Raw genomic sequence first — 11,966 nt, 5'->3', positions numbered from 1 at the left:
TGATGGAGGGTCCATCCCTGCCTCCATCGCTCCCACATCAACGCCTTCTGGCTGTCTGTGTAGTAGGTCCGCGTCCGGTAAGCCATCTGCAACACTCCTTCTGCCTACGGCAGTCATCAGTGTGTTGCATCGACCGGTTGAATCCGCAGCCAACTGCGGACCTTCGTCCTGCTTGCACAACGTGAGGCAAGTCGATAACGTCACGCTATGACTAAACAGGACGAGGTTCAGGAACACCGACCAGACGATGTGGCACTCTGGGCTTTGGAGACCATTGCCTTCAACTTTCCGCTAGTCGCGATGGTGGTCGTCTTGGCGGCAATTGCCGTCTGGTCCGCCTTCAGCTTCATCAGAGAGAACTGGGTCGCGGTCGCGATTGTCATATCGGTGGTCGGCCTGGGCTTGCTGGCTTGGCGGTACCGTTTCGCGCATGCCAAAGAATCGGTTGGCGAGGCCAGCCAACTGCAGCCATCCCGCGGCCCGCCAAGGTGAGTGCACGCTGGACATCGACCCGTCCACGATTTCGCGATTTTGAGCAGGAGGCACGTATGGAGGCAGTGGCAGGATTCACCTGGCAAGTGCTCAAGCATGTGTTGTTCAGTTTCGTCTTCTTCTGGCCGGGCTGGCTCCTGGTCAAGGTCGTGACCTTAGGCCGCTATCCTCGCTCGATTCACCCGTGCAAAGCCGACTGGCTCGACTACGAAGCTTTGTCATTCATCGGCCTCTTCACCGTCGCGGGCGCCATCGTCCTTGCGGCGCGTTGGTGGCCGTAGTCGGGCAGGACCGGGTTTCCCATTGGAGAGAGCTTGCCGCAACGTCCTCAAAACTTCACTCCGGTCGGCGATGGTGCAAGCACCCTCCTGCTGATGAGAACAAGCGAACGAGTTGAACGTTTCTTGTTCAGACCGCGACGTCCCCTTTGGCGGTTTTGCTTGGTCGCGGCGCCTCTGGCCCTTGCGCCTTCGCTGTTCATCAGCGCGCTACTCATTCTCGGGTTGAAGCTGGCCGGGGTGGACACGCTCCGCTTGTTGCCAAGCTTTGACCCTCAGTTAACTTGGTATTGGCTCGCAAGACTGGTACTCATGGGGCCAATCGTTGAGACCATGGTTCTGGCTGCCGGTATATGGATTCTGCAGCGATTCCTCAAGCGGCCGATGCGTGTGGCAGTAGTCTCTGCTGTTCTGTGGGGTGTCGCGCATGGTCTCGACGGTCCAATTCGGGCCTTGGGGACCGGGTGGAGCTTCTTCGTGTTCTCGGCCGCCTACATCTCTTGGAGGCAGCACTCTCGAACCAGTGCGTACTTGGCCGCGGGCATACCCCACAGTTTGGCAAACTTGTGCGTTCTGCTTACCCTCGGCCTGGCAGATTGAAGGTCATCGACCCGGACTTAGCCGATACGTGGCCGGCAAAAAGCGGCCAGGACCGGACCGTCCCGACAACACTCCAGTTGGCTAGTAGCGGTCTTCCGTGGGTCAGGGAGAATCCGCGCTACTCAACGTTTGAAAGGCCCCCAGCACATGGACGCGATGGCGCAAAACGGCGACGCTCGCAGGGATGCCGGCGTTTTCATCCTTCACATCCTTCTTCAACGCCTTGAGCAGCAGCAGCCCGGCCTGATGCAAGGCATGATTGACGGCATCTTGAATGACCGTGCTGCTCTGCCGGCGACGCCCGACTCGGACAGTTACCCGCGGCGCGTTGGGGACGAAGCACTGCAGATTCTTCGGCTAGCAAACGACCAGATGAAGATACCTTGGGAGCCTCTGCCAAAGGCGTGATTCCGGCCAGAAGCGGGCGTTCCCGTCGCGCATGGCGTTGGTCACGCCGCTCAGGACTTCACACCGACTTCGCGCAAGGTTCACACACGGTCGATACGTTATGGGGTGCGGCCGGGCGAGCAGCCCGCCAAGCCGCGAAGAACAACGCCCAGTACCCAAATGAAGCTCACAAGCCGCATCCTACGTACCGTCCTGACGGCAGCAACGCTCTACGCCTCCGGCACTTGGGCCGCAGAGGAGTCAGCCCCGCTGGATTGCCCGCAATGCGGTGCATGGATGCTCATAGGGTCGCAGCCTCCGGGCGTCGTCGGTGAGCGGATGGTCGTGGAGGCCGAAAGGATTTCGATTCCAATGTGCGGCGACTTCCGCCCGTCAGTTTCGTCGTCATCAGTCAAGACTGTAGAAGAGGGCCGGCGCACGTACCACGTATCGCTTACGCTACGAGGCGACGGACGTGGCCCGTGTGCAAGCAAGGTCAAAGACATCGACGCGCTTCGCATGGAGGTCGACGTTGGCGTGGCCTATCGCCGCGAAGGTGGCTTCGGCGAATTCACCATCCTCGACCGCGCCACGGGCGCAACAGTTTTTGCTGCTTCGGGATGGAACTATGAGCGTGACAACCCATGCGACACCGGGAGTGGCCGAGGCTCACTCGCTTGCATGATAGTTGCGAATTCGGAACTGCAGCGTCAGCTCTCGCAGTCGGCACTGCTCGCAAATCCCAACTATCGAGTTGGCCGCGTAGTGCACGCCGCTGAGCGCGCCTGCAGGAACAAGGGGCAAGACGCCGGCGGTTCTTGGCCGGCGGTCTGGCAGGAGGACTGCCAATCGAAATTGCTCGAGAAGAAGCTCGATGCATTCACCGAATTCCATGAGTGCCGCAGGAAGAAGGGGCAATCATGCCGCGTACCTGACGAGAAAGTCGCCCGGCCCTCGGAGGACATGCCATAGGTCGAAATGTGGGTCGCGGCCACGACTGGCGACCTGCCACCCGCGACGGCAGTCGGGTTCCGGAGTTCCGTTGGCCCGCCTCAGTGGTTTCCCGAGCGTCCGCTTTCTAGAACGGCGCACAGCCGCTTTGGGCCCATCCGCGCCCTTCGCGCCTCGCGGGTCAACTTCTGCAATCAGTCTGAACCGGAAATCGAACCGGCCTCAAACGGCGCGCCCCCGTCGACCCGACCCTCGCTAGAGGTTAGACGGAGCCAAGGTGGGGTAGTCGTAGGAAACTGAAATCTTGCCTGCTCCAAACCACTGAAAGGTAGCATCCGCTTGGAACGGCGACGCTAAGGAGCTACTGAAATCTTCACTGCTTTCCTACAGATCTCGGCCGCCTTCGGACCGCAAGGTCAAAAGGCTGGCTGGTGGCGGTCCGCGCGCAATGAGCGCCCCCGCCTTTCTGACCAGCCAGAAGGGGTTGACGGGCGAAGAGCCTCGTTCACGCCGTCAGTCTCGATGCGCGTCCGCAAGGGCGCGCGACAGGGGCAACGTTAGGCTCGCGCCACCCCCTACACCATCGACTGAACGGAATACCCGGTGTGCATTAGTTCACAGGATCAGCGCGAGTTCGTGCCGTCCTTGTCCATCATCAACGCAATGGTTGCTTCGACGGCCTGCGAGCAGCGATGGATCTCTGCTTCGACCACGGCCACGAGCGCTTTCATCTCAAGCGGACTCGGACGGCGATCGCTTGGGCATGAATCCTTCGACAGGGATACGAGGCTGCGGGGTGGGTTTGCCAAAACCACCGCTCCCAACGTCAATTGGTGGCGGCGGCTCGAACGAGTTGACGTACCGGTACCCCGCTTGCGCGAACCGGCGAGCCTTTCGGCTCCACGCTCGAGCCGCCAAAAAATGGGAGGCACGAACAACGAAGCCGCAGACACTTGCGGAATGATTGCGGCTTGCGTCGCAGCGGGGTGGTGCGGGACGTCAATCCCGATCACGCCTTTTTTTGACGCGACGAGATCAGTATAGCCACGGGCATCGAGCGAGAAACTGCGAAACCGACAAGGAACCCCCGCATGAACCATCAGCTTCAACTGGACACGGTGCGCACCTACCTGCGCCATCTGAATGCAAGCGATACGGCGGGACTGGTCTCGACCTTCGAGGACGACGGCGTGGTGCACTCCCCGTTTCTCGGCACGATGAAGGCGCGCGACTTCTTTCCCCGATTGGCGCAGGCATCGAGCCAGAGCGTCATCACGCTGATAGACCTGTTCGCCTCGGTACAGCCCGATAGCGACACCGTCCGTATCGCAGCCTACTTCCGCTACGACTGGACGCTGAACGATGGCAGGCTGGTCGACTTCACCTGTGTGGATGTGTTCGGCTTCAGGCCGAGCGGCGATCGCATCGCAAGCATGCACATCGTCTACGACACGCATCCCCTGCGTGAAGAGGTGGGCGACAAGTACGCGCCCGATCCGGTCTCGAAGGCTTGAACCGGCTCAGGCGGCCTGGAGCGCCGCGTGCGCCACTTCACGCAATGCTTCACCGTCGTTGCGCACACGCAAGATGCCGAACAGATTCTTCGGATCGGCCGTTTCCGGCATCAGATCGAGGGTCTCGCCCAGCCCCAGCGATTCGGCGGTCTCGCGCATGAAGGCGAGTGCGCCGAAGTCTTCCAGCGCAAACCCGACCGAGTCGAACACGGTGACTTCCGAGGCATCGACGCGGCCCGGATGATGACCCGCCAGCACGTGCCAGAACTCGGTGACCGCGAAGTCGGCGGGCATCTGCTGGATCTCGCCTTCGATGCGCGATTGCGGCTCGAACTCGACGAACACCGACGCTTTGTCGAGCACGCCGCGATGCAATTCCGTCTTGCCCGGGCAGTCGCCACCCAGTGCGTTGATGTGCATGCCGGGCTCGATCATGTCGGGCGTGAGGATGGTCGCGTTGGTCTTGTCCGCGGTGACGGTGGTCACGATGTGGGCGCCTCGCACTGCCTCGGAGATGCTGTCGCAGATGCGGACCTGCAGCCCCTGGCCGCTGAGGTTGGCGACGAGCTTGTCACTCGCGGCCGGGTCCGTGTCGAACAGGCGAAGCTCCCGTATGCCCACCAGGTCGCGGAACGCCAGCGCCTGGAATTCGCCTTGCGCGCCGTTGCCGATCAGCGCCATGCTGTGGCTGTCCGGCCGCGCCAGCCTGCGCGCGGCGAGCGCGGACATCGCCGCTGTGCGGATGGCCGTCGTCAATGTCAGTTCCGACAGGAAGCGCGGCGCGCCGGTGGCCACGTCGGCGAGCACGCCGAAGGCCATGACGGTCGGGAGGCCGTATCGGTGATTGCCCGGGTGGCCATTGACGTACTTGAAGGCGAACTGCCTGGCGTCGGCGATGGGCATCAGTTCGATCACGCCGACATCCGAATGACTGGCAACGCGCGCGCTCTTGTCGAAGTCGTTCCAGCGCAGGAAATCGCGCTCGATGCGGTCGGCCACGCCGGCGATGCATTCGGACAGGCCCATGCGCTGTACGAGCCGAATCATCTCGGGGGCGCTGAGGTAGACGATGCCGGGGCGGTGATTGGCGGACATGCCGGGCTCCTGCGTTGGTGCAGGACCAGTATCCGCAAGGCGCGTGGCAAGCGCCAGACGGAGGCTTGCGGCGTTTCGCTCACCGTCCTGGCGAAACGGCAGGGTTCGCTGCCACTCTGCTAGGCACCGCCCTCGTTTCCCTCCTCCGCCTGGTCGAAGCGCAGGCCGCTCGATCCCTCGCCCCTCCCGACCTGCCTTCGGAACGAGGTCCATACCCAGTTCGTCCCATCGATCCACCGCGCCATGCGCCGCCCGCGCGTCACATGCACGCCTTCGCGCGGAACCTCCTCGTCGTAGAGCAGCAACTGCGTACCGGCATTGAGCACCGTGCCCTGCGCGGGATGGATCTTCTTCGAACCGTCCGGTTGCAGCACCGCGCCACGCCGAAGTCGCTGGACGATCTTGCCGCCCTCCTCCGCAAGCTGCACGGGCAGCAGCGGTATCCAGTTGCCCGGGACGGTCGACGACAACACGTAGCGCGCCGACGCTGCCGATGCATCCGGACCGGACGGCGCCGCCGTTCCCGATTCGTATTCGATGCGCTGCACCGACTGTTCGACAGGAGTCTCGATGCTGCGCTCGATCGCCCATGCGAGATTGGCCATCTCGTCTCGCATGAGCAGCACATCCTCCAGCACGCCACCTTCGATGACGCGACCAAGCGAGGGCGGCAGGAAAAAGAGATTGGCTTGCGGCAAGTCAATGGGCACCTCGCCCGCCCTGCGGAGGCAAGCCAGTTGCCACATCGACCAATAGGGCCGCGGCAAGGCCGGATCGCCGAGCGGCCGCAACAGGCTTCGCACGCCGAAGGTGTCGGTCACGACCAGCGAATCCACGCGCGTCAGTGAACCGACAGGCAGCGTCACCGGGACGACGAACCAGTCGTTGCCGTAGCTGCCCGCGTACTCGATCACCATCAATTGCGCGAGGTCGGTCGGGCCCACCGGCAGCAAACCGTAGGCGATGCGCGCATCCTCCATCTCCCAGAAGCGCGCCGCGGGTGCACCACGGAAGCTCACGGGCGCGGGCACGGTGGTCTCGACAATGCTGGACAGCTTCCGGTCGCCGTCGGTCCCCATGCGGACTTCGAGGTTCAGATCGAAGCTGCTCCAGTCGAGCCGGCCGTCGTCGAACTCGGCCGCGGTCAGCGCGAATTCGTCTTCGGGGCGATCGGAAAGGCGGCCCGCGACCGAGACGGCGTACTCCAGGCGCGAAGGCTGCCAGGCATCGTCGGTCCCGTCGCCCGCCGCGGCGGGCTCGTGCACCAGGCCGTCGTACCAGTCGAGCCAGGCCAGCGCAGTCTGCTGCACCTCGGCGCGGTCGCCGACGGCGATCTTCAGCGCGGCCTCGACCACGACTTGCGCTGCGCCGCCGTTGCGGAAGGCGTCGGCGAGCCGGCGCGCATCGGGCGCACGCCCCGCCATGGTCTGCATGAATCGCGACGTGGCCTCGTCGACCGGGTCGGCATCGGCCGGCGCCGCGGGCAGCGGGTGCAGGGCGAAGCGCTGGATCAATGCGGCGCGGTAGCTCTTCGACAAGGGCTGCGCCTCCAGCATGCGCAGGAACTGCAGGCCGGCCTCGACGGCCAACGTCAGCATGCGCGCGTCGTTCGGATCGGCGGCCCGCATGCGGCGGCGCTCGACATGCACCTCCAGCGGCACGGCCATCGGGTCATAGGCCGGTGCCTGGACTTGTGTGTCGTGCTTCAAGGCGCCAAGGTGGCAACGCGACAGCATCGCGCTGGTCGCCCGCACGCGAGCCGTCACCGGCGAGCCGGTGTCCTCGGCCTGGAACTCGCCGACCTGCCACTGGCGCGCCAGGAACCACAGCGGATCGAACACCCGCGCGCCGGGACCGGTCGGCATGGCATCGTCGCGGCAATGCGGCTCGATGCGGGTCCAGCTCGTGATCGATGCGGTAGTCGGCCCGGTGGGCGCCGGCGGTGGTGGCTGCGGTGGCGGACGCGGCGGCGGCGGTGGACGCGGCGGCTTGGGCGGGCGCGGCGGCGGCGGATCCGGCGGCTCGGGCGGCTGCTTGGGCAGACGCGGCTTCGGGGCCTCGGCGGCTGCGTCGGTCGGCGGCGTGGGCTTCGCTGGCATGGCGTGTCCGGGCGCTGGGTGACGGCCTAGCGTGCCAAGGCCGCGGCGTCGGTCGACACGACGTCGTCCTTCGCGTTGAAGGCGAGATAGAGCGCCGGCAGGTACTGGGCCGTACCGGTCAGCGCCTCGGGATCGATGGCACGCAGCTTGGCCAGGTCCAGCGTCTCGGCCAGCACGCGATGCAGGCTGGCGATCGTCCATGCCTGTTCGGGCACGGGCGGCAATGCGAGCAGCACCCCCTGGGGTGCGCATGCATCCGGCGGGTTGTACTGGAAGGTGATCGCCGTGGTCTCGCGGCGGCTCGGAACGACCTCGATCCATTCGTCGACAGCGAGGCCGCACAGCGGCTGCGCGGCGTCGAAGCCGGCCGGCATCTGGAGCACCAGCGAGAGCTTGCCCGAGGGCAGCTCGGCGTCCGGCCCGCAAGGCAGGCCCACCCAGCGCTCGCCATTCACGAAAGGCAGTTGCGCCACGCCCAGGTTCGGGCGCTCGCCGGTGTTCAACACCTCGGCGCCGCGCAGGCAGGCGGCCAGGCGCGCCGCCGGATCGCGCACCCGCGCGCTTCGCGTCAGCCAGGTGTGCGCGGCGAGCGGGTCGCCGCCTTGCGTGAGCGTGGTGGCCGCCAGCGCTGCGCCCAGCTCGGCGGCGGCGGCGCCATCGCAGGAGAAGCGCGGCAGCACCACGAAAGCCGATCCGAACACGGCCCGCATGCGCTCGCTCAACTGGTCGCGCCGCACGCGCGGCTCGGTCGATACCGCCACTGCACGCAGGGTCGCACCCTGCTCCAGGCGCGGCTTGCCCTGCTTGAGCAAGGCGGCCGCCTGCTGCAGCAACGCATCGCGCGTCGGCGCATCGTCGCCCGCCGCGATGGCGGGCACGGATGGCGCGAGTCCGAAGCTGCCGAGCTTGAGCATCGCCGAACGCAAGGCGTCGGCGATACTCGCAGTGCCCTTCGTCACCAGCGAGTCGAGCGCCTTGCAGGCGGCGTTGAGCGCGTTCTCGGCCTTGACGGCGCGAGCTTCCAGTTCGGCGAGGTCGAGCGTCCCGGCGCTCGCGCGTTCCGGCGGATTGAGGTCTTCGGCATCCGCGCCGCGCGCGTTCGAAAACAGGCGGCGAGCTGCGCGCGCCTGCTCCAGCACGTCCAGCAACGTCAGCTCCCCGGCCGCGAGATCGGCGGGTCGCGCATGCTGGATGCGCAGGCTTGCCTGCACGGCGAAGCCGCCCTGCTGGTTCCTCGCGAGGTACAGCACGCGCTGCTCGATGTCATCCGGCGACGTGTCTGCCAGGCGCGGACCGGAAATCTCCTCCACGCCGTACACCACGTCGAGCGGTACCAGTTGAAGGTCGCTCAGCCGCAGCGCGCGTGTCTCGGCCACGGCGCCGCTCGTGTCGTCGATGCGCTCGATCGTGCAGCGCACCTTGCGCGGATCACCCATGAGCTTCGCGGCCCAGGCATTGAGCATCGGCTCGGCGGCGGCGCGTGCCGAGGTCGACGCTGCTGCCCAGCTGGGGGTCGCCGTCGCCTCGCCGCTCCACAGCAGCAGGAGCCGGTGCGTGAGCGCGACGCCGCTGCGCGGCATGCGCGCGACCTCCAGTTCGGGCGCGGGTGCATCGCCGTGTGCGATGGCGGCCAGCGTGCTGGCGATTCGCGAGGTGTTGCCGCGCGCCATCTGGTAGGCGGCCTCCGCGGTCAAAGCGTCGCCCAGCCCGTCGATGGCGTCGCCGAGGGCGTTGAGCTCCTGCACCATCTTCTTCAGTTCGTCATCGCTGGCGCCCGCCTGTAGCAGCAGCGCATTGATCGGCCGTCCATCCGTGCGCCAGCGGCTGTGCAGGACGAGGCCGTCGACGACGTTGTTCGCCGCGATGACTTCCACCGGCTGCGTCTTCGGCTCCAGCTTGCCGGCGACCAAGGGCGCGAAGTCGCGCAACGGTGCGATGAAGCGGTCGAGCGACAGCTCGTGCAGGTTGCGCTCGAAGCGGTAGCCGAGCAATGCACCGAGCGGTTGGCCCTGGCGTACGCCATCCAGCAGCTGGGTCGCCTCGCGCACGCGGCGTGACGTGAGGTTGATGGCGAAGGGCCCCTCCTCCTGCGGCAAACCCGTCGCGCCGAGGTGTGCATTGCGCAGCAGCGCCGCGGCGGCGGCGTGGGTCATCGACGGCGCATGGATGAAGCCGCTGTCGTCCGGTGATGCGAAGAGCGGCCCCGGCTCGCCCGCCGGTGGCGTGAGTGGCACAGCAGAAGCGGCCGGCCGCAGGTTCTCGACCCAGCCATAGCCGCCGGCATAGATCCCTTGCGGCGCTTCGGCGCGCATCGCGGAGAGACGCTTGCTCGCGAACGAAGTGACCCACGCGTCCAACCGATGCGACGAGAGGTCCAGCGTCCCCTGCATCAGCAACTGGAGCGCCTCGCTGTCCAGCGTCCGCAGGCGGGAGAGGCTGTCGCGGAAGGCACCGAGCGATGCGAGTGCGGGCAGCTCGAAGCTCGTCGCGCCTTCGATGAACTGGCGGATCGTGCGGTCGCCGGTCACGGCGGGGACCTGCAGGTCGAGCTGGCGCTTCCAGGTGAGCGTGGGTGGCGCCCCGGTCACCAGATCGACCAGCTCCGGGTCGCGCAGCAAGGTGGCGAGGTCGTTGCCGGGCAGGCCGGCCGCGATCATCGCCGTGGCCTGTGCCAGCTCGCGCAGCAGCGCGTGGCGCAGCAGGATCTTCAGCAGGCTTGCGGTGCTGCCGGGGTCGGCGGGGTCCGGCCGCATCGCGATCAGCGCTTCGATCGTGGGCTGGGCCAGCAGCGCGGCGATGTAGTCGGGTTCGAGCTTCTGCCACGGCGATATCTCGCCGGCCTGAACCATAGGCACGGTCACGGCGTAGTCGAGGTCCGCATAGGCAGCCCGCGCGAGCCTGGGGCGCCACGGAAGGCCGAGCCGTTGCAGCAGTCCGGTCGCGATGGCGTCCTGCGCGCCGATGAAACCGCTGCCCTGCAGGTCTTCACCGAGGAAGGCACGAAGATGCTGCAGGTAATGGCGCCCGAGCACCGCACGCGTGCCATAGGTGCTGGAAACGGCATCGGTGCGCATCACGTCCGCGAGGTCGCCATCGGGATCGGGCGGCTGCCGGCGACCGACGCGCGCGGCGTCGCCCAGTTGCGGGCGCCACGCGCCATCGCGCAGTTGCAGCAGCAGCTTCTGCAGCCAGGCGTCGCGTGCCGACGCGTCCTCTTCGCCCGCGCGCGGACGCCAGGCGTCGAGCGAGGTCACCGGCAGGATGCCGTAGGGCTGGCGCCCGCAACGCAGGCTGGCGTAAGGCCCGGCGCTGCGCACGTGGTCGAGAAAATGACTGCGCGCCCATGCGATGTGCTCCGGCGTCAGGCCGCTGCCGTCGGGGCCCGCCAGGTTGCTCAGGAAGTAGCCCCAGCCGGCGGGCCACAACGCGTTGTTCATGGCGCGCATCGCGATGTCCGGCCTTCCGTCCGCCAGCGGCAGCCGCCCCAGCACGGGGGCGGTGCGCCCGGCGGGCAGGCCCAGGGCGAGGCCGAGCCGCACCGCGTTCGATGCCGCGTCGAGCGTCGAAGGATCGAAGGCGACTTCGCTGGCGAAGCTCTGCATGCGGCCGGCATCGGTCGAGTCGTACCCCGCCCGGCGATCGGCCGTGTTGTTGGTCGGCGTGCCGGTGCGCAGGAACTCGACGCCGTCCGTGTAGTGATGGGCGTCGAGCAGCGAAGCCAGTTGCGCAGCGGTGTCCGCCGCATCCGTCGACGCGGTGCCGAGCACGAACAGGCTGTCGAGCCCGGCCGTCAGCAGCGGCGCGGGGATGGCGATGCGCAAGCCCATGCCGGCTTTCTCGGCTTCGTCGAAATCAATCATCCAGCGCATGCCTTCGTCGACAGCGATCTGGTCGTTCGGGACCTGCGCCGCCGGTGCCTGCGGATCGGGCCCTGTCGCGAGCGGTCGGCGAATGTCGCTGCCGCCGACGGCGATCACCGGACGGCCGCCCGCCTGCACGATGGCGATCCAGCGATCCGGCAGGAGCCGGGCCAGCGGTGCGCGCCGCCACGCGGCATCCTTGCCATCGTCGACGACCTGGATCGCAGGCCACTGCGGTGCCTCGGGCAAAGGCTCGGTGGCCGGCACGGCCGCGTTCGGCCGCTGCGCCGCATTGAGAGGCTCCAGGGCACGCGCGATCCACGCAGCGCGCGCAGCGCCGAAGCGGTCCGCCAGTTGCCGCCACGCATCTGCACGCGCGGTTGAATCCGGCCCAGCGCGCCAGTCCTGTTCCCAGTAGTGCATGCCCCACGCCTGCTCGCCCGGAAGCAGTTCGGGTTCATGCGAGTCGAGATGGATCCTGTCGGGATAGATGCGCACCCGCAGTTCGCTGCTGCCATCGGGCTGCGCGAAGAAGCGCGTCTCCAGCCGCACGGGCAGCAGCGCGAGCGGTCTGTCGCTCGGGCACAGCGTATTGCCCATCAGCGGCGGCAACTGCGGCTGGGCTACGGCGGCGAGCTTCAGGTTGCTCCTGAAGAACGCCGCGGTGGAGATGCCGGTGATGGTGGCCAT

At 66.8% G+C, this 11,966-nt stretch carries 10 protein-coding genes; 6 read left to right on the top strand and 4 right to left on the bottom strand.

Annotated features, from left to right (window positions below; translation table 11 throughout):
* The first annotated feature begins 207 nt into the window (after positions 1–207).
* The 5 genes from AC1D3B_RS07380 (at position 208) to AC1D3B_RS07360 (ending at position 2,729) form a co-directional block, all read left to right on the top strand.
* Positions 208–492, top strand: coding sequence for a hypothetical protein (locus AC1D3B_RS07380; RefSeq protein WP_478189996.1), 285 nt, complete (start codon positions 208–210; stop codon positions 490–492).
* A gap of 56 nt (positions 493–548) precedes the next feature.
* Positions 549–773 carry a hypothetical protein gene (locus AC1D3B_RS07375; RefSeq protein ID WP_478189995.1) on the top strand — a complete coding sequence of 75 codons (225 nt, stop codon included), beginning with the start codon at positions 549–551 and terminating at the stop codon, positions 771–773.
* Positions 774–866: 93 nt separating this feature from the next.
* Positions 867–1,370 (top strand): CPBP family glutamic-type intramembrane protease, encoded by a 504-nt coding sequence (locus AC1D3B_RS07370; protein ID WP_478190016.1) that lies wholly within the window; start codon positions 867–869, stop codon positions 1,368–1,370.
* Between the two features lie 147 nt (positions 1,371–1,517).
* Positions 1,518–1,778, top strand: a complete 261-nt coding sequence (locus AC1D3B_RS07365; protein WP_478189994.1) for a hypothetical protein — start codon at positions 1,518–1,520, stop codon at positions 1,776–1,778.
* 159 nt (positions 1,779–1,937) lie between these two features.
* Positions 1,938–2,729: a hypothetical protein gene (locus tag AC1D3B_RS07360; RefSeq protein ID WP_478189993.1), complete on the top strand. Its 792-nt coding sequence runs from the start codon at positions 1,938–1,940 to the stop codon at positions 2,727–2,729.
* A gap of 602 nt (positions 2,730–3,331) precedes the next feature.
* Here AC1D3B_RS07360 and AC1D3B_RS07355 read toward each other — a convergent pair.
* Positions 3,332–3,817, bottom strand: coding sequence for a hypothetical protein (locus AC1D3B_RS07355; RefSeq protein ID WP_478189992.1), 486 nt, complete (start codon positions 3,815–3,817; stop codon positions 3,332–3,334).
* Here AC1D3B_RS07355 and AC1D3B_RS07350 point away from each other — a divergent pair.
* Positions 3,800–4,222 carry a nuclear transport factor 2 family protein gene (locus AC1D3B_RS07350; RefSeq protein ID WP_478189991.1) on the top strand — a complete coding sequence of 141 codons (423 nt, stop codon included), beginning with the start codon at positions 3,800–3,802 and terminating at the stop codon, positions 4,220–4,222. The genes AC1D3B_RS07355 and AC1D3B_RS07350 overlap by 18 nt on opposite strands.
* A gap of 6 nt (positions 4,223–4,228) precedes the next feature.
* Here AC1D3B_RS07350 and AC1D3B_RS07345 read toward each other — a convergent pair whose 3' ends face one another.
* The 3 genes from AC1D3B_RS07345 to AC1D3B_RS07335 form a co-directional block, all read right to left on the bottom strand.
* Positions 4,229–5,317, bottom strand: coding sequence for an ornithine cyclodeaminase (locus AC1D3B_RS07345; protein ID WP_478189990.1), 1,089 nt, complete (start codon positions 5,315–5,317; stop codon positions 4,229–4,231).
* A 119-nt stretch (positions 5,318–5,436) separates the two neighbouring features.
* Complete coding sequence (locus tag AC1D3B_RS07340) at positions 5,437–7,416, bottom strand: hypothetical protein (protein WP_478189989.1); 1,980 nt, start codon at positions 7,414–7,416, stop codon at positions 5,437–5,439.
* 26 nt (positions 7,417–7,442) lie between these two features.
* On the bottom strand, positions 7,443–11,966 hold the full coding sequence (locus tag AC1D3B_RS07335) for a hypothetical protein (RefSeq protein WP_478189988.1): 4,524 nt from the start codon (positions 11,964–11,966) through the stop codon (positions 7,443–7,445).

It is taken from the genome of Variovorax sp. P5_A3 (assembly GCF_056400665.1).
This window is presented reverse-complemented; position numbering and strand designations above follow the sequence as displayed.

Excerpts from the sequence above, each read along its gene's own strand:
- AC1D3B_RS07340 (WP_478189989.1), bottom strand. The coding sequence starts at position 7,416 with ATGCCAGCGAAGCCCACGCCGCCGACCGACGCAGCCGCCGAGGCCCCG.
- AC1D3B_RS07360 (WP_478189993.1), top strand. The coding sequence starts at position 1,938 with ATGAAGCTCACAAGCCGCATCCTACGTACCGTCCTGACGGCAGCAACG.
- AC1D3B_RS07345 (WP_478189990.1), bottom strand. The coding sequence starts at position 5,317 with ATGTCCGCCAATCACCGCCCCGGCATCGTCTACCTCAGCGCCCCCGAG.
- AC1D3B_RS07370 (WP_478190016.1), top strand. The coding sequence starts at position 867 with ATGAGAACAAGCGAACGAGTTGAACGTTTCTTGTTCAGACCGCGACGT.
- AC1D3B_RS07375 (WP_478189995.1), top strand. The coding sequence starts at position 549 with ATGGAGGCAGTGGCAGGATTCACCTGGCAAGTGCTCAAGCATGTGTTG.
- AC1D3B_RS07380 (WP_478189996.1), top strand. The coding sequence starts at position 208 with ATGACTAAACAGGACGAGGTTCAGGAACACCGACCAGACGATGTGGCA.
- AC1D3B_RS07335 (WP_478189988.1), bottom strand. The coding sequence starts at position 11,966 with ATGGCCACCATCACCGGCATCTCCACCGCGGCGTTCTTCAGGAGCAAC.
- AC1D3B_RS07365 (WP_478189994.1), top strand. The coding sequence starts at position 1,518 with ATGGACGCGATGGCGCAAAACGGCGACGCTCGCAGGGATGCCGGCGTT.
- AC1D3B_RS07350 (WP_478189991.1), top strand. The coding sequence starts at position 3,800 with ATGAACCATCAGCTTCAACTGGACACGGTGCGCACCTACCTGCGCCAT.